The organism is Winogradskyella haliclonae (assembly GCF_014635865.1).
Classification (GTDB): Bacteria; Bacteroidota; Bacteroidia; order Flavobacteriales; family Flavobacteriaceae; genus Winogradskyella; species Winogradskyella haliclonae.
The window spans coordinates 78,421-102,824 of record NZ_BMDQ01000002.1 but is presented as its reverse complement, the minus strand read 5'-3'; the positions used below and the strand labels follow the sequence as shown (position 1 = coordinate 102,824).

Annotated in this window: 21 protein-coding genes; 8 read left to right on the top strand and 13 right to left on the bottom strand. The window is 33.3% G+C overall.

Translation table 11 applies throughout. The features are described from left to right. Positions 1–175: 175 nt before the first annotated feature. The gene (locus IEV10_RS08530) at positions 176–2,746 is read left to right on the top strand and encodes a DUF5916 domain-containing protein (RefSeq protein WP_188374294.1); all 2,571 of its coding nucleotides are present in this window, start codon (positions 176–178) and stop codon (positions 2,744–2,746) included. 21 nt (positions 2,747–2,767) lie between these two features. Then, positions 2,768–3,430: an ABC transporter ATP-binding protein gene (locus tag IEV10_RS08525; protein WP_188374661.1), complete on the top strand. Its 663-nt coding sequence runs from the start codon at positions 2,768–2,770 to the stop codon at positions 3,428–3,430. 45 nt (positions 3,431–3,475) lie between these two features. On the opposite strand, the gene IEV10_RS08520 is transcribed toward IEV10_RS08525, so the two are convergent. The 3 genes from IEV10_RS08520 to IEV10_RS08510 all read right to left on the bottom strand — a co-directional run bounded on the left by IEV10_RS08520 (position 3,476) and on the right by IEV10_RS08510 (position 7,208). Further along, positions 3,476–5,278, bottom strand: a complete 1,803-nt coding sequence (locus tag IEV10_RS08520) for a serine hydrolase (RefSeq protein WP_188374293.1) — start codon at positions 5,276–5,278, stop codon at positions 3,476–3,478. 91 nt (positions 5,279–5,369) lie between these two features. After that, positions 5,370–5,894, bottom strand: a complete 525-nt coding sequence (locus IEV10_RS08515) for a DinB family protein (protein ID WP_188374292.1) — start codon at positions 5,892–5,894, stop codon at positions 5,370–5,372. Positions 5,895–5,930: 36 nt separating this feature from the next. Further along, entirely contained in the window at positions 5,931–7,208 is a 1,278-nt protein-coding gene (locus tag IEV10_RS08510) for an ammonium transporter (protein WP_188374291.1), read from the bottom strand. 212 nt (positions 7,209–7,420) lie between these two features. Between IEV10_RS08510 and fumC the strand changes: the two genes are divergently transcribed. The 3 genes from fumC to IEV10_RS08495 all read left to right on the top strand — a co-directional run bounded on the left by fumC (position 7,421) and on the right by IEV10_RS08495 (position 10,739). Then, positions 7,421–8,818, top strand: a complete 1,398-nt coding sequence (gene fumC, locus IEV10_RS08505) for a class II fumarate hydratase (RefSeq protein ID WP_188374290.1) — start codon at positions 7,421–7,423, stop codon at positions 8,816–8,818. A gap of 123 nt (positions 8,819–8,941) precedes the next feature. Then, a complete protein-coding gene (hutI, locus tag IEV10_RS08500; protein WP_188374289.1) occupies positions 8,942–10,177 on the top strand; it encodes an imidazolonepropionase in 1,236 nt (411 codons plus the stop codon). Continuing rightward, positions 10,161–10,739, top strand: a complete 579-nt coding sequence (locus IEV10_RS08495; RefSeq protein ID WP_188374288.1) for a hypothetical protein — start codon at positions 10,161–10,163, stop codon at positions 10,737–10,739. The genes hutI and IEV10_RS08495 overlap by 17 nt, the downstream gene beginning before the upstream one ends. A gap of 53 nt (positions 10,740–10,792) precedes the next feature. Here the strand turns inward: IEV10_RS08495 and IEV10_RS08490 are convergent, their stop codons facing one another. Next, entirely contained in the window at positions 10,793–11,677 is an 885-nt protein-coding gene (locus tag IEV10_RS08490; RefSeq protein WP_188374287.1) for a DUF8428 domain-containing protein, read from the bottom strand. Positions 11,678–11,776: 99 nt separating this feature from the next. Between IEV10_RS08490 and IEV10_RS08485 the strand changes: the two genes are divergently transcribed. Further along, complete coding sequence (locus IEV10_RS08485; protein ID WP_188374286.1) at positions 11,777–12,796, top strand: formimidoylglutamase; 1,020 nt, start codon at positions 11,777–11,779, stop codon at positions 12,794–12,796. Continuing rightward, positions 12,786–13,250 carry a GNAT family N-acetyltransferase gene (locus tag IEV10_RS08480; RefSeq protein ID WP_188374285.1) on the top strand — a complete coding sequence of 155 codons (465 nt, stop codon included), beginning with the start codon at positions 12,786–12,788 and terminating at the stop codon, positions 13,248–13,250. Before IEV10_RS08485 ends, IEV10_RS08480 begins: the two co-directional genes overlap by 11 nt. Positions 13,251–13,255: 5 nt before the next feature. On the opposite strand, the gene IEV10_RS08475 is transcribed toward IEV10_RS08480, so the two are convergent. The 7 genes from IEV10_RS08475 to IEV10_RS08445 form a co-directional block, all read right to left on the bottom strand. Beyond that, complete coding sequence (locus IEV10_RS08475) at positions 13,256–13,912, bottom strand: SLATT domain-containing protein (RefSeq protein ID WP_188374284.1); 657 nt, start codon at positions 13,910–13,912, stop codon at positions 13,256–13,258. Between the two features lie 26 nt (positions 13,913–13,938). Then, positions 13,939–15,627 (bottom strand): hypothetical protein, encoded by a 1,689-nt coding sequence (locus IEV10_RS08470; protein ID WP_188374283.1) that lies wholly within the window; start codon positions 15,625–15,627, stop codon positions 13,939–13,941. Positions 15,628–15,637: 10 nt separating this feature from the next. Next, positions 15,638–16,183, bottom strand: a complete 546-nt coding sequence (locus tag IEV10_RS08465; protein WP_188374282.1) for a hypothetical protein — start codon at positions 16,181–16,183, stop codon at positions 15,638–15,640. Between the two features lie 40 nt (positions 16,184–16,223). Further along, the gene (locus IEV10_RS08460; protein ID WP_188374281.1) at positions 16,224–17,459 is read right to left on the bottom strand and encodes a DUF6638 family protein; all 1,236 of its coding nucleotides are present in this window, start codon (positions 17,457–17,459) and stop codon (positions 16,224–16,226) included. A gap of 16 nt (positions 17,460–17,475) precedes the next feature. Then, positions 17,476–19,437, bottom strand: coding sequence for an AAA family ATPase (locus tag IEV10_RS08455; protein WP_188374280.1), 1,962 nt, complete (start codon positions 19,435–19,437; stop codon positions 17,476–17,478). A gap of 21 nt (positions 19,438–19,458) precedes the next feature. Further along, positions 19,459–20,493, bottom strand: coding sequence for a hypothetical protein (locus IEV10_RS08450; RefSeq protein WP_188374279.1), 1,035 nt, complete (start codon positions 20,491–20,493; stop codon positions 19,459–19,461). Positions 20,494–20,591: 98 nt separating this feature from the next. Further along, a complete protein-coding gene (locus IEV10_RS08445; protein WP_188374278.1) occupies positions 20,592–21,941 on the bottom strand; it encodes a coiled-coil domain-containing protein in 1,350 nt (449 codons plus the stop codon). 286 nt (positions 21,942–22,227) lie between these two features. On the opposite strand from IEV10_RS08445, the gene IEV10_RS08440 reads away from it, so the two are divergent. Beyond that, positions 22,228–22,452 carry a hypothetical protein gene (locus IEV10_RS08440; RefSeq protein ID WP_188374277.1) on the top strand — a complete coding sequence of 75 codons (225 nt, stop codon included), beginning with the start codon at positions 22,228–22,230 and terminating at the stop codon, positions 22,450–22,452. A 73-nt stretch (positions 22,453–22,525) separates the two neighbouring features. On the opposite strand, the gene ettA is transcribed toward IEV10_RS08440, so the two are convergent. Both ettA and IEV10_RS08430 read right to left on the bottom strand, forming a co-directional pair. Continuing rightward, on the bottom strand, positions 22,526–24,217 hold the full coding sequence (gene ettA, locus IEV10_RS08435; protein WP_188374276.1) for an energy-dependent translational throttle protein EttA: 1,692 nt from the start codon (positions 24,215–24,217) through the stop codon (positions 22,526–22,528). After that, complete coding sequence (locus tag IEV10_RS08430; protein ID WP_188374275.1) at positions 24,217–24,399, bottom strand: CAL67264 family membrane protein; 183 nt, start codon at positions 24,397–24,399, stop codon at positions 24,217–24,219. Before IEV10_RS08430 ends, ettA begins: the two co-directional genes overlap by 1 nt. Between the last annotated feature and the right edge of the window lie 5 nt (positions 24,400–24,404).

The following is a 24,404-nucleotide window of genomic DNA, read 5'->3' as shown; positions in this document are numbered from 1 at the left end:
TAATGATTTTATGAAAAATCTAGATATGTTAAGATTTTCACAGTTCATAAATCTTTTTAACTATTAATTAAGAGCCATGCATATAATGAGAATGTAGATTTGTGATGTTAAGATGTAACAATCGCATAATAATTGCATCTTTTATACATTACTAACTATCATCAGTCAATCAATTATGAACATACGTTCTACCCTATCATTATTATTTATCATCACATGTTGTTTTGCTAATTCACAAGAGATTAACATCAATCCCGATGTTAAGAAAACACTTGATATAAAACGGACAAACACAGCTCCAAAAATAGACGGTGTTTTAGATGATATCGTTTGGAAAAACGCTGATATAGCTACAGATTTTACGCAATTTAGACCTGAAATGGGTGTAAATCCTCTTGATTACCAAAAAACTGTGGTAAAAATGGCTTATGATGATAATGCTATATATGTTTCCGCTTATTTATACGATAAACCTGAAGAGATACAAAGACAACTAACAAGTCGTGATAATTTTGGTCAATCAGACTTCTTTCTAGTTGTTCTTAATCCAAATAATGATGCTCAAAACGATACAGAATTTTTTGTTTTTAGTTCTGGAACGCAAGCTGATGCAATAGCTAACCCAAATAACGGAGAAGACTTTGGATGGAGTGCTGTTTGGGATAGTGCAGTAAAAATTGTAGACGATGGATGGATTGTTGAGATGAAAATACCCTACAGAACGTTACGTTTTTCAAAAGATGTGGAAACATGGGGGTTACAATTTCATAGACGATTTCAGGTAAATAATACCCAATACACATGGAATCCGTTAGACAGAACAAAAGGAAATATTGGCTTATACCATGGAGAGCTTAAAGGAATAAAAGACATTGAACCACCAGTTAGACTCAATCTTTATCCGTTTGCGTCTACAGTTTTTAACAACTTTGATAAACCAACATATAAGCTTGGTATGGATGTAAAATATGGCATCACAGAAAACATCACTTTAGACGCCACCTTAATTCCTGACTTTAGTCAAGCAGGCTTCGACAATTTGGTACTAAATCTAGGCCCTTTTGAACAAACTTTTGGAGAACAGCGGCAATTTTTTACTGAAGGTGTAGATTTATTTAATAAAGGTAATTTATTCTTCTCTAGAAGGATTGGAGCAGCTCCTAGAGGGAGTATTGATACTACTGATGAAGAAAGCGTAAGTAATGTCCCAGACAATGTTAAAGTGCTTAATGCTTTAAAAATATCTGGCAGAAATGAAAACGGATTAGGCATTGGCATTTTTAATGCAGTAACCGAAAAAACAGAAGCTGTTGTTACTAATACTGTTACAGACGAAAGCAGAAATGAGATTATAGAACCACTAACCAACTATAATATATTTGTAATTGACCAACAGTTTAATGGCAACTCTTCTATAGGCATTGTAAACACTAGTGTTTGGCGTAATGGATCAGAGTTTAGAGATGCGTATTCAGGTGCATTAGTTGCAAATATTAACAACAAACGCAATACATATAACATCAGAACTGACCTTAAAGTTAGTCAGACAGAGTTTGATTTAGATGGTGAGTTTGGATTTAATTCATTTTTTAGAATTGGTAAATCTCATGGAAAGTTCAGGTATAGTTTTGATCATAGCTTTTCTAATGACAAATTTGATATAAATGATATTGGCCTAAATTTTAGAAACAACTTCAATAATTTTGGGATTGACATTAATTACAGAATATTTGAACCAACTGAAAAGTTAAATAGTTTCTTTGCCAATTTCTTTGTTAACTACAGACGTTTATATAAGCCAAGTGAGTTTTCAGGGACTAATTTTGGTGTCTTTGTAAATGCGCAGACCAAGAAATTACTAAGATTAAGAGGTAGTATAAATTTTGAACCTGGCAAGCAGTTTGATTTTTTTGAGCCAAGAGATTTTGAGAATAAACGTTTTTTTGTTTTTGAAAACATTGGTTTTATTAGGGCTGATATAAATACAAATGACAATAAATTCTTTTCGATAGGTCTAGGAGCAAATACCTTTCATGCCTTTGATAGCGAAAGAGACCTTTTTGGGTATAGATTTAATATATCGCCAGCGCTGAGAGTAAGTGATAAATTTAGGTTGGGATTTGACTATTCTTATCAAAACAACAAAGGGAGTCAAGGCTTTGCAAATAATTCTAACAGCCTTCCTAATGAAATCATTTTTGGAGAAAGAGACATTATCACAATAGAAAATTCTTTGTCTGGAAGCTATACGTTTAATCCTTTTCATACAGTATCCTTAACCTTAAGAAACTTCTGGTCTACTGTGACTTACGATGACAGACCTTATTTCTTACAAGAAGATGGTACACTAGTTGAGCAAGCCAATACATGGGATGAGCTAGGTTTAGGTAATTCTAATGTAAATTTTAATACATGGAACTTAGATTTAAATTACACATGGCAAGTTGGACCTGGAAGTTTTTTAACGGCATTGTATAGAAATCAATTATTCAATGCTGGAACAAATTCTGAGGACAATTATTTTGAAAGCTTAGGCGATTTATTTGATCAAGACATTAATCACATTCTGTCTGTAAGATTACAGTATTTTATTGATTATAATAGTATTAAAGGTATTTTCAAGAAAAAAAATAACAACGCTAAAACTCTTGGCTTACAAACACAAATGCATAATGAGGCATTAAGACGTAACGCAATGATAGATAATTCTTATATTGACGGTTATAATTACAACTCATATCAATAATTAGTGACGCATTCAAAATCTATCATTTCAGCTAAGCAAATTTTTAAAGCTTATAAAGAACTACAAGTTTTAAAAGGTGTAGATATAACTATTGCAGAAAGTGAAATTATATCTATTGTTGGTGCTTCTGGGGCAGGTAAAACAACATTATTACAAATTCTTGGGACCTTAGATAAACCTGATTACAAAGATGATACACAACTTATAATCAACGATACAGCAATACATCAACTTAATGATAAGGCCTTAGCTCAATTTAGAAATACCAATATTGGATTTATTTTTCAGTTTCATCAACTATTGCCAGAATTCACAGCTTTAGAAAATGTCTGTATACCTGCTTTTATAAATAGAACCCCAAAAGCTGAAGCCGAAAAACGCGCAAAAGAGCTACTCTCCTATTTAGGTTTAAGTGAACGCATACATCATAAACCTAATGCTATGTCTGGTGGTGAGCAACAGCGTGTAGCAGTTGCTAGAGCTCTCATTAACAATCCTAAAATTATATTTGCTGATGAACCTTCTGGAAATTTAGACAGCGAATCTGCAGAACAGCTTCATAAACTATTCTTTAAACTCCGAGAAGAATTTAAACAAACTTTTGTTATTGTTACTCATAACCAAGAATTAGCTGCTATGGCTGACAGGAAACTTACTATGGTAGATGGAAAAATAATAGACTAGATAAATCTAATTATCTAGCCCAATATTTGTTATAAAAATATTTAATTATTCTTTTTTTGTTGCTTTAAACACACCATTTGGTTGAATGAATTTTACATCTGTAATTTTTCCATCCGTTTCAATAAATTCAACTTTATAACCGTCAAGAATCTTAAGATTAAATTTATGCTCAGCAGTTGGCACAAGTTCGTATTCTGGTTGTCCTTTCAAGAAAGCATAAAGTACATTTTCATTTTTAATATAGATCTTAATTTCTGTACCTGCTAAATCATATTTGCCAACATATTTTGCCAAGGTTTCAGCATCTAATTCTATAGTGTTTGGTGTACGCTTAAAAACAATTGCATCGGTAGTTGGCTCAATAGACGTTGATAATGATTCTATATCACCTGCTTCATTAGTCTTGAAATTAACCTTTAAAGAGTTGCCAATTGCTGTTGAATCTACCTTACCATCAGAGTAATCTATCACTTCAAATGTATCATAGTGAAAATGATGGATATATTGACGTTTATTATTCAAAGTCGTTACTAATGAATCATTTTCCAGTTTTATTTCAAACTTACCGTATCCTTTATTTTCATAGAACCCAGTATAGTCTAATTTAGCATGAGATGGTCTTGTGTTTTTCACATTAGAAAGCTCTTTGTCTTCATTAACTTTCTCTTGCGCTTCAATAGCTTTAGCTATATCTTCTTTATGCTTTTTTGCCCATTCTGTTTTTTCTACTTTTAGCATATAATCTGCAACTGTATTTCTAACTAATCTTGGTACCGCAGAACCATTTTGATTGGTCAGCACAACAACTCCTAATTTATCGGATGGGTAGAAACCAACACTCGCAGAAAAGCCATCAATATTACCACCATGTTCTACCATATAATGTCCTTTGTAAGAATGTAAAAACCAACCGTAACCATAATTTGCAAAATGCACTCCTGGCAATTCTTCACTAGGTCTTGCGCTTGCGACTACAGCTTGAGAACTCATCGCTTCTTTTATATAATTTTCTGGGATAATTTGCGCATCGTTATACTTTCCATTGTTTATCCAAGTGATCAACCATTTAGTCATATCATTAACGCTACTATTTATACTCCCTGCTGGAGACATCCCAGATATATCGTAATAGTCCATTTTCTCGATATTACGATTTTCATCTAGTGTATAACCTACAGCAGCGTTAGAGCTTTCTTTCATGCCAGAAATCATTGTCTTAGAGCGATCCATGCCAAGAGGCTTAAAGAATTTCTCTTCTATATTTTCTTCCCATGATTTGCCAGTAATCTTTTCAGTAATAACACCTTGAAGCAAAAACCCAAAGTTGTTATAATACCATTTCTGTCTAACGCCTGTAAATGGCTCATGATGCTTTAATCTTGCAGCTAAACTGTCTTTATTTTTGTTTGGAAAGAAATACCATGCACCATCATGTCTTGGCAAACCTGTAGTATGACGCATTAAATCTTTAATGATAATACCATTATTCATCTCATCATTAAAAAACTCTAAATCTGGGACATATTGTCTTGGACTATCATTAAATGAAAGCTCTTTATCTTCACGCAACAATCCTAATAAAGAAGAAGTAAATGCTTTTGTAGAAGAACCAATAGCATATAATGTATTGGCATTAGCAGGGATTTTATTTTCATAATCGCTATAGCCAAAACCTTTGGCGTATATTACTTTATCTCCTTCTACAATAGCTACTGCAAATCCTGGAGCTTTTGTACTTTCGAGTATAGAGTTAAACTGTTTTTCAATGCCTTTTAAGCGCTTATCAGTTTGCGCATGTATACTTATTGTAAAAAGTAAAAGGAATAGACTTAGACTATAATTTTTCATTTTTTGGATTGGTTTAAGAATGTATGACAAGTTAGTATACAAAAACCATATTATGTTACTAAAATTAGAAAATAATAGTTTCTAAAAGTCTCTATTTTTTTAAAATCCCTAAATAAGCTTCCCAAGGTCCAACATTAGATTTGTATTGTTTAGCCATAACTCTTGAGATTTGAGCGATATGTCCTAAATCATGTACTACCCAGGTAGAAAGCAATTGCTCTAGTGTGACTTCTCCTAACTCTGGATGCTCGCCTTTACGTTTTAAATCTTCTGGTTTAATATTTAATGATTCTAGTTCTTTCAGATTATTCTTTCTTAGAGCTTTGAATTCATTAATTAATTCTGAAACCATTGTATTTTGATCTTCATTAAACTGAGCAAAACGGTCAAATGGCTCAAATAACTTACGTTTTGATGGACTTAAAATTATCTTAGCTCTAATTATCCAATCCGTTTTTTCACCAAATATAAGATGACCTAAAATATCATATGGACTCCAAGTTTTTTCACCTTCATTAGATTTTAACCAATCGTTAGATAAATTTTCAAAGAAAGATTCTAGGATAAAAGGCGTCTTTTCTAATAGTTCTATGGATTTATTTAAATCAAATTTCATTTGCACTAACATTTATTAAGCTAATGCAAAAATAGTCTATTCAATTTGTTCTCCATGTTGACTTAAGTCTAAACCTCGCTCCTCTTGGTCATCTCTTACTCGCATTTTTAATAGTTTATCAACGATAAAGAATAGTAGATAACTACCACCAAATGTAAATACGGCAGTAATGAATAAGGCTATTATATGATAATAAAAAGTAGTAGTCTCACCATAGACTAATCCAACATTAGCAGCAAAAACAGCTGTGAGTATCATACCTACAACACCACCTATACCATGAGACGGAAAAACGTCTAATGTATCATCTATACTAGTCTTATTTTTGAGATGTATCATCCAATTAGATATGATAGCAGCAACAAAGCCAATAAGAATTGACTGCCCTATATTAACAAACCCAGCTGCAGGAGTAATTGCTACAAGGCCAACAACTGCTCCTATACATGCGCCAACTGCAGACATTTTACGACCCATAAAACGCTCGTAAAACAACCACGCTATCATCGCTGTTGCTGAAGCCACATTAGTATTAGCAAAAGCAATAACAGCATCTCCATTTGCCCCTAGAGCAGAACCTGCATTAAAACCAAACCAACCAAACCAAAGCAAACCAGTACCCAAAATCACATAAGGCACGTTAGCATGACTCTCTTCAGTCTTTTTACGCTTGCCTAAATAAATGGCACCCGCCAATGCAGCAAAACCAGCAGACATATGAACAACTGTACCGCCTGCAAAATCTAGTACTCCCCAATTACGGAGTAAACCATCTGGATGCCATGTCATATGAGCCAATGGGCTGTATATAAACAAGCTGAATAACACCATAAATAGAATATAACTTCTAAATCTAATTCGGCCTGCAAAACTTCCAGTAATTAAAGCTGGCGTGATAATGGCAAACTTTAATTGAAATAAAGCATACAATAGAAAAGGTATCGTTTCAGAAAAATCTGGATTAGGCTCAATACCTACATTTTTAAAATTAAGATAAGTTAATGGATTACCAATAATACCACCTATACTCTCTCCAAAAGCTAAGCTAAAACCTACTAAGACCCAGAGTACACTTATAACACCCAAGGCTACAAAACTTTGAAGCATGGTAGATATAATATTTTTCTTATTTATCATACCTCCGTAAAAGAAGGATAAACCTGGCGTCATTAGTAAAACAAATGCACTTGCAACAAGCATCCAAGCCGTATCACCCTTATCAATAGTTGATGACAATTCTTGATAACTCGTTGCTGTAAATGCACAAAAAATAACAATAAGCGTTAGAATAATGAAGTTGATTTTCTTTCCCATTTAGAGTAGTAAAATAGTTAGTTAGTGTTCTGTCAAAATAGACGCAAGCAAATTACTTTTTATGCACTTGAAAATCAATGCATAATTCATAAAAATAGTTTCATTTTTTTCAGAAATCCATAATTCACATTTAAATTTTTAAGTAACGATTCATGGTAAAAACATACGATTAGTTGTACCTTTGCACCAGTAGAAAATAATTGACATCTAAGATGAGTTACAGAATAGAAAAAGACACTATGGGCGAAGTAAAAGTGCCCGCTGATAAACTTTGGGGCGCACAAACAGAACGCTCTAGAAATAACTTTAAAATTGGTACTCCAGCTTCTATGCCATTAGAAGTTGTTTATGGTTTTGCTTATCTAAAAAAGGCTGCAGCTTACACAAATTGTGAGCTTGGTGTTCTAGAAGAAGAAAAGCGTGATTTGATTGCTCAAGCTTGTGATGAAATTTTAGATGGGAAGCATGACGACCAATTTCCATTGGTAATTTGGCAAACAGGCTCTGGTACACAAAGTAATATGAATGTTAATGAGGTTATTGCCAACAGAGCACATCAAATAGCTGGTAATATCATTGGTGAAGGTGAAAAAACGATTCAGCCAAATGATGATGTCAACAAGTCGCAATCATCTAACGATACATTCCCTACAGGGATGCATATTGCAGCCTATAAGAAAGTTGTTGAAACGACCATTCCTGGAATCATACAATTAAGAAATACATTGCACAAAAAATCTTTAGAATTTAAAGATTGCGTAAAGATTGGACGTACGCATCTTATGGACGCTACACCACTGACCTTAGGTCAAGAATTCTCTGGATATGTGTCGCAATTAGACCATGGTATTATAGCTTTAGAAAACACCTTAAAGCATTTAAGTGAACTCGCATTAGGGGGCACAGCTGTAGGTACTGGATTAAACACACCAGCAGGCTATGATGTTTTGGTAGCTAAGTATATAGCAGAGTTTACTAATTTGCCATTTGTTACTGCTAAAAATAAGTTTGAAGCTCTTGCGGCACATGATGCTATAGTAGAGACTCATGGTGCTTTAAAACAAGTTGCAGTGTCTTTAAATAAAATCGCAAATGATATAAGAATGATGGCCTCTGGTCCACGTTCTGGTATTGGCGAAATTATTATTCCTGCTAATGAGCCAGGAAGTTCAATTATGCCAGGAAAAGTAAACCCAACTCAATGTGAAGCATTAACTATGGTTTGTGCACAAGTTATGGGTAATGATGTTGCAGTAACAGTAGGTGGAACACAAGGTCATTACGAGCTTAATGTATTTAAACCTATGATGGCGGCAAATCTTTTACAATCTGCTCAATTAATCGGTGATGCATGTGTCAGCTTTGACGAGCATTGTGCTGCTGGTATTGAACCAAATCATAGTGTTATAAAAGAGCTCTTAAATAACTCTTTAATGTTAGTCACTGCTTTAAATACTAAAATTGGTTATTATAAAGCTGCAGAAATTGCAAATACAGCGCATAAAAACGGAACCACATTAAAAGAAGAAGCTGTACGCTTAGGGTATGTAACTCCTGAACAATATGACGAATGGGTGAAACCAGAAGATATGACTGGAAGTTTAAAGTAATAAACACCAAATAAATAATTTAACTGCCATTTTAGTTTGTATTAAAGTGGCAGTTTTCTTTTATAAGAATCCTAAAGAATTTTCGTAACTTTAAATCCTTTTCAAACCCTAAACCTCCAACTATTGTCTATACTTATCAAAAACATAAAACAACTCGTTCAAGTCCATGAAAATAGTGTTACTATTGTAAAAGGTAAGGATATGAAAACGCTACCAATACTTGAAAATGCGTATTTATATATCCAAGATGATACCATTGTAGAATTTGGTACTATGGATTTTTGCAAAGGTATTGATGCTGAAACCATTATTGATGCTACAGGTAAAATAGTCTTACCGTCTTGGTGCGACTCACATACACATATTGTTTATGCAGGTAATCGTGTTTCCGAATTTGTAGACAGAATTAATGGTATGAGTTATGCAGAAATTGCTAATCGTGGTGGTGGAATTCTTAACTCTGCAAAACAGCTTCAAGACACTTCTGAGGAGGACTTATATGAGCAATCTATCCAACGCTTAGATGAAATGATTGCTATGGGTACTGGAGCTGTAGAAATTAAAACTGGTTATGGATTGACTGTTGATGCTGAACTAAAGATGTTAAAAGTCATAAAGCGTATTAAGCAAGATAGCTTGGCTAAAATTGCACCCACTCTATTGGCAGCTCATGCCATACCTTCAGAATATAAAAATGACAAAGCAAGCTACATTAGTAAAATCATTAATGAACTTATTCCTAAAGCTTCTGCACTTCGAATTGCAAAATATATTGATGTTTTCTGTGAAGAAGGTTATTTTTCAATTGAAGACACAGCAAAAATTCTAGAGGCTGGAAAAAAACATCATCTAATACCAAAAATACATGTTAACCAATTTAATATTCTAGGTGGTGTAAAACTTGGCGTTGACTACAATGCCTTATCTGTAGATCATTTAGAAGAGTTAAATAAAGATGATATCAATGCTTTAAAATCCAGCAAAACAATGCCAGTTGCCCTACCTGCATGTTCTTACTTTTTAGGTATCCCATATACGCCTGCAAGAGCTATTATTGATGCTGGACTACCATTAGCTATAGCAACAGATTATAATCCAGGCTCTACGCCTAGTGGTAATATGAATTTTGTGGTAAGCACAGCATGTATAAAATTAAAAATGACTCCTGAAGAAGCTATTAATGCAGCTACTATTAATGGCGCTTATGCCATGGGCTTTAGTAATATGTACGGAAGCATTACTCGTGGTAAAAAAGCTAATATCATTATTACCAAACCAATGGATAGTTATGCTCAAATTCCGTATGAATTTGGTCATAACCCAATTGATACAGTTATTATCAATGGACAAATCCTTTAATTTCCAGCTTTCAAAAAATAACGCATTATCTAAGCTAGTTCTTAATTTAGGTATGACTTCTTTTATTGATTTGTACAACCATGTTCATCAATTACCCTATGGACGTAATTCTAATCGCTATGATTTAGAGCTTGTTATTAAAGAGGAAATGGGCACGTACTCTTCTAAACATGCTTTTTTAAAACAAGTCGCTATTGAAAATAATTTCGATAAGCTGTCACTATGGATTGGTATTTATAAAATGAATGCAAAAAACACAACAGGCATAAATTCTGTATTAGAAGCATATAATCTGGATTATATCCCGGAAGCACACTGTTATCTCAAGTATAATAACAAACGTTATGACATTACTTTTTCTGAAAGTACGAGTTTAAAATTTGAAGATTCTCTTTTAATTGAAGAAGAAATAACTCCTGAGCAAATTGGCATTTATAAAGTTAAAATACATCAAGATTATTTAAAGAAGTGGATAGAAGCATCAAATCTATCGTATTCTTTTGAAGACCTATGGCAGATTCGAGAAAATTGCATTTTAGCATTACAAAATAAAAAAGCCTGATGTGTTCATCTGCATCAGGCTTTTTAATAAACTAACCAACCAATTTATAATCTCTATCTCAGTGTAAACTCCGATGTAGAAATTAATTCGCTTTCATTAAATACATTGACTATGTAGCGTCCTTTTTCGAATTTTTCATCTCCAGTAGGAGCTACAAACTCACAAATATTTAAGTTTCTGTTTTCGTAATTAAAACGACTAATTAAACTATAGTTAAGAACCTGCTCTTCAAATTCTACTTGATTATTAGCACCTAAAACATTGTCTTGTGGATCAATTATTTGCACATATAGTTCTTTATCTCCAGCATCTGCCAAAGTGTTTTTTGCTACAGTATAACACACTCTTATTTTGTCACTACGTCTTGCACGCTCAGTAGGGATAAGCTTTCCACTACTTCTTTCTATAACACCAAAACCTTTAAGACCTATTGTCTGTAATGCTCCAGCATCTTTTACAACATCTGCTAATTCTGTATTTTGCACTAAAAGTGAATCTGTAAATGCAGAACGCTCTGCTAATTGAATTTGTGTACTATCAAGTGTAGTCGCTAATAATTCATTTTCAACCTTTAAACGGTCGTTTTCTTCTAATAACACATCCATTTCTTCCTGCAAAGCCAAGTATTTTTTCTTATACCTCCATAGGCTTCCAACACTATTCTGAGATACTTTTAAAGAATCCATTAAACCTTGAATACGTTCTCTAGCTTCAACAAGTTTTTCATTTGCAATTTCATTTTCTCCAATTGCAGAATCATACTGCTTTGCCATAACATTCAAATCGTTCATCACTTGTTTTTTCTCTTTTACAAGAGTAGCTTCAGTTTCTTTTTTCTCACTGTAAAGCTTAGAGGCATAAAATCCTGTTCCTAAAAATAAGGCGAGTAAAATCCCTAAACCTACTTTTAATCCTATGTTATTGTTTGTTCCGCTCATAATTCTAGTTTTTAAGTTATTTTAATTCTTGTTTTTTAATCTTTAATTCAAGGTCTATAACAGATTAAACTGTAATTTTATTCAAATTCTAAATTTTAAATGCAAAATCTAATTCAATTTAAATCAGAAGACCGTAATCTATTTGTCAAAACTCGCAAAGGCGAGACCAAATTTGGTGAACATGTTCAGTTGATTAACAACCTCACTAACATATACGACGACATTTTAGCATTGGATGTTGACTATGTTATTTTTGGTATTTCTGAAGATCTCGGAGTGATTGCAAACCACGGTAAATCAGGCACATATAAGACCTGGGAAGCTTCAATAAAAATTTTGTTAAATACCCAAAGTAATGTCTTTATTGACGTAAAACGTATTTTAATTTTAGGTCATTTGGATTATACAGAGCAATTAGAACTAGTAAAAGATAGGTCTTTATCAAATAAAAAACGGATTGCTCTAGCTAGAACGCTTACAGAAACTGTGGATACAGATGTATCTCATCTCATATTTTCAATAATTAAAGCTGGTAAAACACCTATTATAATTGGTGGCGGCCATAACAATGCATATGGGAACCTAAAAGGAGCGTCTCTGGCTTTAAATCAACCTATGAATGTCGTGAACTTTGATGCACACCATGACTTTAGACCCGAAGAAGGGCGACATAGTGGTAATGGTTTTAGTTATGCTTATAACGAAGGTTTTCTAAAGAATTATTTCATCTTTGGGCTGCATGAAAACTATATCTCTCAAAACAGTTTAAACACCTTAAACGAAACAAAATCTATTGCATATAATACGTTCGAGGCACTAAACATTAGAAAAGAACTACGATTTAAGCCTGAAATGATACGTGCATTATCTCATGTCTCTAAATCAAATTTTGGAATAGAAATCGACTGCGACGCTATAGAAAATGTACCTAGTAGTGCAATGACACCATCTGGGTTTTCTACCATTCAAGCTAGACGTTTTGTAAATGAATTTGGTTCACATAAAAATGCAACTTACCTACATATATGTGAAGCTGCACCAACCAAAAAGACTGAAGCCTTGGTTGGAAAACTTATTTCTTATCTCATTACAGATTTTATAAAAGCTCATGGAAGTTGAAATAATAGAATACAATGCTAAATACAAGCAGTACTTCTATGATTATAATATAGAATGGCTGGAGACTTTTTTTTATGTAGAACCATACGATAGAGAAGTCCTTAGCAAACCTGAAGTTTACATTATAGACAAAGGTGGGCATATCTTTTTTGCAAAAAATGATGAGACTATTCTTGGCACAGTAGCATTGATGCCAACTAATGAAAATGGTATATTAGAGTTAACAAAAATGGCTGTATTGCCCGAAGCTCGTGGGCAAAAAATCGGACAACAATTATTACAACACTGCATAGATTTTGCCAAAGAATATCAATTAAAAGCCCTACTGCTCTACTCAAATACCAAATTAGAAAATGCCATATATCTCTACCGCAAATATGGTTTTATAGAATTGGAATTAGAAAAAGATAATCCTTATGAACGTGCAGATATTAAGATGTTATTGGAATTATAAATATGCTAACTAATTATAAAGTAAATTAAAATTGGAGGTAAAACTATTAGTATATGATAGAGTAATTGAGTACCGCAATAATATTTTAATCTTATCCATAATACATCATACCACTTTAAGTTAAAATAATCATTTTTAGTAGTTTGAAATTTAAGAAAATCTATATATTTATGATTTTCATATTTTTTCAAGATAGTTGAATATTCTACAGACAACTTTTCAGACAATTTATTAATTTCATCTTGAGTCATCGAACTAGTCTTCAAGTACCTGAGTTTATTATATAATTCACTAATTTCTAAAGCACAATCATGAAATTTTTCAGCTCTCAAGCGATAATCATTTGAACCTTCTAATTGACTAAAAACTAGAATTAAAATTGAAAGACTTGTAGAAATTAATGCAAACTGATCTGATGTAACAACAAATCTAGTCCCAATTCCAAATACACTTAAAAGTCCTAGTATAATTAAATAAGCAGATAGAAAACCTAATGAATATGATGAAAGTTGATTAATAGTCTTAAACCTATGGCTAGCAACAAACCTAGCTCCTTTTGTTGTCCAAAATTTAAAATTTAATTCAACACTAAAATCTTTATCCAAATATTGTTGGCCAGAGGTAGTTTCTATTTCTTCAGAACTCACTATTTCTTCACTCATTAACTTTTAATTTAATCTTGATTTAATTAATTATCCAATGCCTTTAATGAATCTAGTTTACGTTGTAAAACTTCAATTTGCTCAGAATTATCATTAATTTTTGGCTCTATTTTTAAAGAATCAATCGTTTGCTGTAAATCTCGATCAGACTTTGGTTTCTCATTAAAATAATAACCAATACCCTCACTAGAACGCCATGCTTCATTAAGTTGATTGTAAATATTCTTGTTCCATGAACTAGGATGTTTTACATCTATCCATACTACATCTCTATATTCGCTATCAACTAACGCCAAATCTGGTGTTGCAGAGCCATCAAATTGGCCTTTTTTGTTTATGGCAGATACAGTACCTAAGAAAAACATCCTTTTTCTACCAGCAATATCTTTGATATATGGTCTAAATTCTACAGGCTTATTGGCATCCCAATCAAATTCTTTACGAGATTCGACAATTTTCAATGGCATAGCCGAAACACCTGCATAACCTTGTTTCTTGCTTGCATGGTCATAGTAATACATAACATTAGTACCATCAGCTGGAATAAATACACTAAAACTTAAACTTGTACGCTCATCTCCTACTGGTTCTAAACCAAACCAATGGTATAAGCCACTATAAGCATTCGTATTACTACCAACAAAATCGAAGTCCGTAACATAAGGTTGCTGATTTTGATCTTCTGGCATCTCAGGGATTTTTACAGCTGTTTCCATATTCCAAGGTAAAGGGTCACTAAAACCGCCTAAAAACTTCAATGACTCTGCTTGTAATTGAGATACTTTTTCCGATAAGGTATTTTGCTTATTTAAAAACGGATACTTCTTAATGTCATCTGGACTCACAAAAGTTCCTTTACCAATAGTAATTCGTTCTAGATAATCATTAAAATCATGCGCTCCATTATCAACAATCATAACACCACCAAAGGTTGGATATGGAAAGAAAAAGCCTTTCCATTTAATTAAGCTAACGACTTGTACCCAATCGCCATTATCATTCTTCATGTAAAATGTATCACTAGGCTCATAATTAAATAACATCCAAGGGCTAAAACGCTGTACTACAGCATTATAAGTGTTTCTACTAAACTTTAAAGTTTCACCTATAGAAAACGTTACAGGTATTCTATTTTCATTAGAAAAACGTGGAAATGGTGTTGTACTACTCACAGAAAATACTTCTTCTGTATTATCACTAATACGTTGCATAATATATTTTTCTGAAGGCTGTATAGCCATAGTCCATTTGTTCTCATCGTCTACTCTAACTAAGTGAGGCAAGGATACATCTTTGGTCTCTCCTACACTTTCATTAGCCATAGAAAATATATTTCGCAATGGCTGTATACGTTCATTCTGAGTAAGTGGTAATTCGTGTATTTCAACTTTATTTAAATTATTGAAAACATTATACGTTTTCATATAATCATACATACCATAATGCCAACCAAAAGCGTACAAAATTCCAAAAAAGACAATGAGTAAACCTAAAATTCCTAAACGACCGCCAGTACTAGCCGTTTTACGAAACTTACGTAAACCTAAAATCAATACCGATAGGCAAATAATAATAATGAAAATGTACTTTCTTAAGAAAAGCAACGCGGGTTGATAGTCATCTCGTAAAACAAAAAGCGCAATAAGTAATACTAAGCTCAGTATTACGGTAATGATTTTTTGCTTTCGACCTTTTTTCCAGTATGATTTTATCATAACGCTTTTATTACATTAAACCTTTATCCTTAAGGCGTTCACGAGCAGACTTTTGGTCTACATCTATACTCTCATTTGATTTTTTCACGTCTTCAATGACGTCTTCTTTAACTTTTGTGTCTTTCGATTTTAAATCTTCAATAAAGTCTTTTCCTTTTTCTACGGCATCACCAACTATATCGCTTATAGAGTCACTCTTCTCTTCAATAACTTCAGTAGACTTTATTACAAAACTCGCCAAATATGTCCCAATCAATGTTCCTACGGCGAATGATGCAAAAGCAGAAATGCCATTGTAACTGGAAAAAACCGCTAAAGGCGTAAGAAATTCAACAATTAATGCTGCCAATAGAACCAAAGTCACTACAAAAATTATTCGTGGTAAAATACTTTGCTTATAAACAAAACCTTTAGGGTCATCTGCAGACATCTGCAATTCTTTACTATTTACTATTTTATTTAATGTGCGATATAAACCATTGCCATTAGATTCTCTCCAGTATAGAAAAATACCGAAAAGAATTGCTACGATAAAAATTATAAGTTCTAGTCCCATAAGGTTTGTGTTTACTGTTTATGAAATTAGTCTATAAAAACTATATATTGTTACTAATTGTCTTTATGACCCAATCTCTAAACGATTCGTCCCAAGTATCATAACTCTTGTAAAACTGTTCTTTATCATACCAATATAAAAACAGCACATCTTTGGGAGCTATATTAACTAAGAGTTTCCATATTAAATCTTGATGTTGCACGGATAGTGAAGAATGTGGCTGATGCAAGGCAAAATACATCTGCTTGTCTACCATATCTTCAAGTTTATAGGCATTACTACGCTCAAGTTTCTCAAGATAGAGTTCAACACTCATAACCTGCTTGCGTGATTTTATATCGATTTTATTAAGATAGCTCTTAAATAGCATGGTATCGGATAAAATATCATTAATAGGGTGCTGCGTATCCGTTAAAACTTGCGCGAATTCGTACCTTTTAATTCTCTCGTATTTACTTGTACTTACTATATCTTCTAAGTTACATTCTATTATAATATGGTCTCGAAGTTTTTCAACAAGTTCAGGATGTGATACATGATACATCAATACATCATGAACTGTATCTTTTATAGCCTCTTTGTAAGACGTCATGTCTTCAAAAACTACAATAGTTTTAATAAAATCTCTTAAGACATAAACACCACCAAAAGCTTTGGTGTAAAATGATCCAGATTGGAACTTAAGATTTGGTAAATCCAAGTCTCTACCTCTTAAATCACCATAAGTTTTAGCTGACTCTAGAATTTGAGCTTGTAATTCTTCATCAATAAAATTATGATTGGTTTTAAATTTTTCAATGAGTTGAAATTGCTCTCGTTGCTGATGATACAAATTATCCATGAGATGGAAATTAATTGTAATTTCATCGTATTTAAGTACATCTAAAGGCTCATAAAACGTGTCTATTTTTTGGTCAAAATCTATAATTACAGCAGAATCACGAGTGATATCATTAATTTTTTTTGAATAACTCTTAAAGATGAGTTGCATCATATCTCTATCAAAAGAATGATACGGTGAATAGACTGGTTTCCTATTCTGCAATGGCGATATAATAATTCCGTGTGGATTAGATGGCCCATTACAGAGATAGTTATCGTCTTTTTTCTCTTCTGCGACTTCTGGGCTCCAACCAACACCATCAATAGAGAATTTTTTAAGCTTAGTCTCAGTAAAACCTAGCTTTAGTAAACATTTGTTGTAACGTTCAACAAGTTTTCCACTTACCGGAATAAGTTCGCTTCTATATAAATTTGCTGCTTTAAGTTTTTGCATCAGATTACTCTAATCTTTAATCTAGTTTACCAAATTGCTCACGTGCTTCGGTCTCAATATTTAACTGATTAACTCTTGCGTCTACCTTACGTTTAAAGTCAGTATCAGCAATAGTGGCAACATTATCTAAATAGCGAATAACCTCTTGACGACGGATATCAGAGAAGTTTAAGCCTTTCATGTTAGCCTTCATTAATTCTTGCAACATATTGAATTTAGTGTCATAATCCTTTTTAAAGTATTTATCAGGATTATCAAACCAATCTTTTTCTAAATCAAAATCTGTTAAACGCAATGATATTGCTGATTGAATATTCCTAACATCACGAGACGAAAAGAATGGAAATATCTTCTGAATTTCTTTATATAAAGTGGCATAAAACATATGATCAGTTGACTGATGCAACTTTTCAACCTTATCAAACGTATCATGAACACGTTCTTCAGTTGGTTTTTCAACAGCATTTAAAATCTCTCCCATACTTTTTGCCAAACCTTGGTCTGCCAAATACTCATAGCCTTCAGGGTTATTCATATTTATAAAATCTGGCATTGTATCTTGGAGTTTTCGCCACCAAATATGGTCTTGATCTAAAAAATCATGTGCTGTACGTGCACCATCAATTTTAAAGCGTCCTTGCACACGTGAAATTACAGCTTTATCTAACATTTCTGGAAGGTTTGTAAATAAGCCTATTGAACTATTACCGTAATTAACTGCATATGCACCTTCAGTATATCTTAAGAAAACGCCAATAACTTCTTTTACACCGGCAGAAACACCTTGAGCCGTACGTTCTTGTAGGTTGTTTTCTGCATCATCAATTGGTGCAAAAATAAGCTTAGTCGGATCTTGTAATGGTTTCATCCATTCCACCATTTTCTCAGCAGAACCACCTTGGAATGTACTAATTAGCGTATCTGGCATTGGATGAAATAAGAACGGAATATCAAGATGATCACAATGTTCTTTTAATCGTGTGGCTATTGCAGCAATAAGCATACTTTTACCTGTTCCAGGAATACCATATCCCATAAAAACTGGCATAAATCCACCCAATTCCTGAAATGGATTTTTCTTAGCTTCAAAATCGTAACTCAGCATACGTTCCGTTAATCGGCGTGCAAAATGCTTAGCATCTCTGTTACCAACAATCTGCTCGAATTGAATTTTATTGAATTCTACACTTTTTGCAGTGCCTTCAAACGTATTGCTCCAACCATCAATGGCAAAGTCACTATTTTCAAGCTTATATGCTCTATCTCCTATAGTTTCTGTGTACTCTAATGTGCTTTTTCTGAGTTGAATTTCAGAAATTAAAGCTTCAAAATAGACAACGGTAAAATCTATAACATCTTTATCTGTCTTTATGATTTCGGGATGCCCAAGATATTTGTCGTAATAGAATAAACTACACGAAATACCTTTTAAAGGTGTTAAAAATGACACCTCAGGAATTCCTGCAAATTTCTGCTTCATCACGCTTAAATCGTCGGAAGCTGTTGGTTTCAAATCATACAAGATCTTATAGGCTAATGAAAACAACATAAAAGCCGTTGCAGTATGCATCTTACTTTCGTATTCGCGTTTTCCATTATTATCAAGTGCCGATTTGTTTTCTATCAAAGACGATAATCCTGATGCGTCATAATAGCTATCTCTAATCCATAAACCCAAACCAATACCTTCTTGCACAGCATAAAGTGTACTATTAAGATGGACTGGAAGCGCTACGGACTCTGGTAATAAGCGCTTCTTAAGTTCCAAAATGGTTTTTGAAACCGATGTCACTTCTAAACCTCCATTACCTTTCGCTCTAGATAAATACAGTAAAATAGACTCATCCTTAGTATCTTTATCTTTGTTTCGAGCACGTTCACCCTGCTCCCATTGAATACTTTTTATATAAGATGTTGCTTCATCACGAAGCATATCCAATTCGGTTTGTTTTATAGGAAAAGTTGAGTTGTGTTCCATGTATTTGTGTTTAGCGGTTAGCTATAAATCCGAAACTTGAATTGGCGGTTTAGCCAGTTTGTCAATAACTTCGGGTGTTTTGTTATATAATAATTGAATCATACGGTGTGGTGCTAAAACATATTTTTGCTTTATCACTTCACCCCAACGTTGAAATGTTTGTTTACTAAAAAAGCTGCCTTCTTTAAACTCTGATGTGGATTTTATCTCATCTATTTTTAATGAAAACGCATAACTCTCTAGAGGAATTTCCTTTTTAGAAATGGCATCTAAAATTGCATGCGTTATTTCGTTTTCGTCTTTTGCAAAGACATTATGTAATGGTCCTAAATCAATACGCTTTACATGCTTTGGTAGAATTTCTGGTAACTTTCTATCTATAGCATAGGCCATAGCATCCAAATTCATTTTACGATCAGCAGATTGTTTAATAGCTTGATAGATTTCAGCTTTTTCTTTATTTGGATCTCTACCATCATAATTAAAGTACATAAAGCAAATAAAAGGTCTATTATGCGATACATCATAAAAGCTCCAACTGGTCATGTAATCTGCAACTTCAGGTTTTGGAGATTTTAGAATTTTACCTTGTACAAAACGGTTAAAAATAAACTGCTGCTTTACATTGGTATAATAAACAATTGATGCTGCTTGAAATAAACGTGATTTTTTTATCGGTTCTTTCTTACGCATCAGTGTGTCTAAAAATTCATCTTGTAGAACATTGATATCGGTAAGCCTATTTAGATATTCCTCTCGAAGGGCTAAATCATTAAACAGATAACGAAACTCTAAATAATTTGGAAACCCAGAATCTGTTAAATCTATCTTCATGTTATCCTCATCATCATACATATACTTTACCCGCATTGCTTCTATAGAGTATAGTAATAAATCGCAATACTGTTTAAAAAATACCAATTCTTGCTCGGCACAAAGCTGTTGCTGTTGCATTTTTACAATAAGCTCCTTAACCGTAAAGTCTACCATACGATGGTAAAACTCATACTGCTGCTTGGAGTCTAATTGCGCTGAATCTAATGGGGTTACAATCATTTTCTTGTGTTCAGTAGACAATAAATAGTAAGCAGTCTATAATATGTATTTATTAACATACTGTAAACTGCCGACTTAATTACTGAGTTACAAATTTATTATCCTAATAAATCGTCTTCTGCTTCTGGTTTAGGTTCTGGGTTATCTCCTCCAGAATTATCACCTTCTGGATTTGGTACCGTATTTTCAGAATTATAGTACTCATCAAAGATTTCTTTCATATCAATACCATAACGGTCTGCAAAATTTTTCTGTAATTCTATATCTTTATTTCTTATCTCTTTAAGTGCTTCTGCATAGCTACCATAAATACCTTGCATAACTTTCTCATGAACTGGGATATTATCCATCATGTCTTGTCGTGCCTTAGCACTCGCTGTATGCATTGCGGCAAGTGTTTCTCCAATATGCTCATCTGTTTTAACACCTAAGTGCTCTAGTATTGCAGCAAACTCTTGGTCTGTACGAGCTTTTAATGCTACAACATAACCATCGTAGTATTTTAATCTTTCGTCTGTGTCAGACTTTAATTTAGCACGATGGGTTTGTAGGTTACTACGTAAAGAGGTTAATACCTTAATTGTTAAGTTATGTTTATGCACAAAACTATCTTTAGAAGCTGCTAAAGTTGTATAGGCGTTTTTAAGACCTTCCAATTCTTCAACAGATTGTTCTAACTTGGTAACTTTAGATAAAGCTTCAGAATATTCTGTAGATTGTTTATCAGCTACATCTGTTAATGCTTGACGAGCTTGCTTTAATAATGCATACTCTGCTTCTAGTTTATCTTCAACTTCGGCTTTCTTTTCTAAAGCTTTAGTATGATTTTTACTAGCTTCAACAATTGCATCTTGCAATTTATCTTCAACTTCTTTTATTTCGACCTCGCGATCTTTAAGACGCTTAATTGCTGCTTGACTCTTAAATGATAATTCATTTAGCAAGGTCTGAACATCAGCAGTCTCAATACGCTCTTGAAACATAGCTTTAGCTTTGTTATCAGCAGCGTCACGTTCTTTTTGAGCAGATACTAATTCACTTTCAGCATCTCTAATCTTTCCTTTACGTCCCCAAAGATTATTCCACCAGGTATCTGGTTTGTTTTTAGCATCTTCAAGTTCAACTTTTGCGCGCTCTAAGCGTTTAATAGCGTCGTCAATGATTTTTTGTTCTGCTTTATTTAATGCTGAAAATCCTTCGAACATAATACCAACCTCATCTTGATAGTCAGTTAAGTCCTTTATAGCATCAAGAAGTGTAGTTCTATCTTTTTCTGCCATATCTACAACATTATCTAATGTTGCATTAAGAATTTTTTGACGACTTTCTGGGTCATCTTCTTGAGCTAACTTAGATTTCATTTGGTCAATGGCTTTCCCCCAATTGACATCAACTTTTTCAGGTTTTTCTTGAGAATTGGTTTCTAGTAAGTCAAAATCATCAGACATATTTTATAGTATGTTTTAAGGTTGTACAATTATGGTTAAGCAATTTCGTCATTTTTTATGACTATAAAAACTTTCCCAGCAAAATATAAGTATACCTATTATTAATATTGTTACATCTATGATATATTGGCTAAATACCAAGCAAATACGTGCTGTTTGTCCTATATAATAAACACTTAATCGTTAAAATGTTAATAACTAAATTGTAAAATATTTATTCTGAATAAGTTATAAATTCGACTTTTTTACTATATTCGCACTGTATCCAAGTCTAAATTAATCAAAGATGAAAGGAATTTTCCTACTTAATTCTTCAGCTGTAAGTACTCATCAGCTTACACTTATCCTCTTAACAGTATGCTTTGTTTTTATTGTTTTGATTGCTATTGCGGTAATTAAGATGTATAAACTTAAGGCTCAGAATAAGAGACTTATGGAAACAAATGCTTTTAAAGAGGTTGATGAATCCTATCAAGATTTTACAAGTGGTCATCTGTATGATGATTTATAAAAAATAGTTTTAATAAAAAAAACCAGCTTATACAGCTGGTTTTTTTGTTTTTATAAATAAAAGTGACTGACACTTATCTCACCAGTTTTTTATACTTAATACGCTTTGGCATTAAATCACCACCTAAACGCTTTTTCTTATTTTCTTCGTAATCTGAAAAACTACCTTCAAAGAAATACACTTGTGAATCACCTTCAAAAGCTAAAATGTGTGTACATATTCTATCTAAAAACCATCTGTCGTGACTAATAACAACAGCACAACCTGCAAAGTTTTCTAAACCTTCCTCTAAAGCTCTTAATGTATTTACATCCAAATCGTTTGTTGGCTCATCTAATAAAAGCACATTACCTTCTTCTTTTAGAGTCATTGCTAAATGCAAACGGTTACGCTCTCCACCAGATAAAAGACTTACCTTTTTATTCTGTTCGCTACCAGAAAAATTAAATCGACTTAAATAAGCTCTAGAATTGACTTGCTTTCCACCCATCATTATCAACTCTTGCTCGTCACTAAAGTTTTGCCAAATGGTTTTATTCTGGTCTATATTAGAATGTGATTGATCGACATAAGCAATTTTTGCGGTTTCTCCTAAAGTAAATTCGCCTTTATCAGGCGTTTCCTCACCCATTATCATTCTAAAAATTGTAGTCTTTCCAGCACCATTAGGCCCAATAACACCTACTATACCAGCTTGTGGCAGATTAAAGTTTAAATCTTCATAAAGTAGCTTATCATCATATCCTTTACTAACACCTTTGGCTTCAATAACATTTGTCCCAAGACGTGGTCCGTTAGGTATATAAATTTCAAGCTTTTCGTCAAGCTGTTTTTGGTCCTGACTCATTAACTTATCGTAATTTTTTAAACGTGCTTTTTGTTTTGTCTGGCGACCTTTGGCGCCTTGACGCACCCATTCTAGCTCACGTTCTAATGTTTTTTGGCGTTTAGAAGCAGTTTTACTTTCCTGAGCCATACGCTTAGATTTTTGATCTAACCAAGACGAGTAATTTCCTTTCCATGGTATGCCTTCTCCGCGATCTAGTTCTAGAATCCAACCAGCAACATTATCTAAGAAGTATCTATCGTGAGTAACAGCTATAACTGTTCCTTTATATTGTGCCAAATGATGTTCTAACCAATGTACAGATTCCGCATCTAAATGGTTTGTTGGTTCATCTAATAATAATACATCTGGCTCTTTTAATAGCAAACGGCATAATGCCACACGACGGCGTTCGCCGCCAGAAAGTACACTTATTTTTTTGTCACCATCTGGAGTTCTTAGCGCATCCATTGCTATTTCAAGCTTTGTGTCTAACTCCCAAGCATTTGATGCATCAATTTGGTCTTGTAACTCAGCCTGACGATTCATTAACTTTTCCATCTTATCTGGATCACTATATACTTCTTCTAATCCAAACTGGTCATTAATTTTATTGTATTCATCAAGAATAGCTACAGTTTCTGCTGCTCCTTCTTTTACAACTTCGAGTACTGTTTTGTTTTCATCTAATATTGGTTCTTGTTCCAAATATCCAACTGAGTAATCTTGAGAAAACACAACATCGCCTTGATAATTTTTATCTACTCCAGCGATTATTTTTAATAATGTAGACTTACCAGAACCATTAAGCCCAAGAATGCCAATTTTAGCGCCGTAAAAAAAACTTAAATAAATGTTCTTTAAGACTGGTGTGTTTGCAGATTGAAATGTCTTGGTAACACCAGACATTGAAAAAATTATCTTCTTATCATCACTCATTATACTCTACCTTTTAATGCATTAAAAACCCAGGCAATACAAAAGAATCCACCACCTACAGCAGCAAATCCCCAACCAGCAACATCATCATATCGGAATGCTCCTAATCCAATTAAACATAATCCAACTATTATCATAATAACTGTGGCCCAAGCCAACACTGTGTTTTTATTCATTGCCATATTTC

Excerpts from the sequence above, each read along its gene's own strand:
- IEV10_RS08530 (WP_188374294.1), top strand. The coding sequence starts at position 176 with ATGAACATACGTTCTACCCTATCATTATTATTTATCATCACATGTTGT.
- IEV10_RS08520 (WP_188374293.1), bottom strand. The coding sequence starts at position 5,278 with ATGAAAAATTATAGTCTAAGTCTATTCCTTTTACTTTTTACAATAAGT.
- IEV10_RS08515 (WP_188374292.1), bottom strand. The coding sequence starts at position 5,894 with ATGAAATTTGATTTAAATAAATCCATAGAACTATTAGAAAAGACGCCT.
- IEV10_RS08510 (WP_188374291.1), bottom strand. The coding sequence starts at position 7,208 with ATGGGAAAGAAAATCAACTTCATTATTCTAACGCTTATTGTTATTTTT.
- fumC (WP_188374290.1), top strand. The coding sequence starts at position 7,421 with ATGAGTTACAGAATAGAAAAAGACACTATGGGCGAAGTAAAAGTGCCC.
- IEV10_RS08495 (WP_188374288.1), top strand. The coding sequence starts at position 10,161 with ATGGACAAATCCTTTAATTTCCAGCTTTCAAAAAATAACGCATTATCT.
- IEV10_RS08490 (WP_188374287.1), bottom strand. The coding sequence starts at position 11,677 with ATGAGCGGAACAAACAATAACATAGGATTAAAAGTAGGTTTAGGGATT.
- IEV10_RS08485 (WP_188374286.1), top strand. The coding sequence starts at position 11,777 with ATGCAAAATCTAATTCAATTTAAATCAGAAGACCGTAATCTATTTGTC.
- IEV10_RS08480 (WP_188374285.1), top strand. The coding sequence starts at position 12,786 with ATGGAAGTTGAAATAATAGAATACAATGCTAAATACAAGCAGTACTTC.
- IEV10_RS08475 (WP_188374284.1), bottom strand. The coding sequence starts at position 13,912 with ATGAGTGAAGAAATAGTGAGTTCTGAAGAAATAGAAACTACCTCTGGC.
- IEV10_RS08470 (WP_188374283.1), bottom strand. The coding sequence starts at position 15,627 with ATGATAAAATCATACTGGAAAAAAGGTCGAAAGCAAAAAATCATTACC.
- IEV10_RS08465 (WP_188374282.1), bottom strand. The coding sequence starts at position 16,183 with ATGGGACTAGAACTTATAATTTTTATCGTAGCAATTCTTTTCGGTATT.
- IEV10_RS08460 (WP_188374281.1), bottom strand. The coding sequence starts at position 17,459 with ATGCAAAAACTTAAAGCAGCAAATTTATATAGAAGCGAACTTATTCCG.
- IEV10_RS08455 (WP_188374280.1), bottom strand. The coding sequence starts at position 19,437 with ATGGAACACAACTCAACTTTTCCTATAAAACAAACCGAATTGGATATG.
- IEV10_RS08450 (WP_188374279.1), bottom strand. The coding sequence starts at position 20,493 with ATGATTGTAACCCCATTAGATTCAGCGCAATTAGACTCCAAGCAGCAG.
- IEV10_RS08445 (WP_188374278.1), bottom strand. The coding sequence starts at position 21,941 with ATGTCTGATGATTTTGACTTACTAGAAACCAATTCTCAAGAAAAACCT.
- IEV10_RS08440 (WP_188374277.1), top strand. The coding sequence starts at position 22,228 with ATGAAAGGAATTTTCCTACTTAATTCTTCAGCTGTAAGTACTCATCAG.
- ettA (WP_188374276.1), bottom strand. The coding sequence starts at position 24,217 with ATGAGTGATGATAAGAAGATAATTTTTTCAATGTCTGGTGTTACCAAG.
- IEV10_RS08430 (WP_188374275.1), bottom strand. The coding sequence starts at position 24,399 with ATGGCAATGAATAAAAACACAGTGTTGGCTTGGGCCACAGTTATTATG.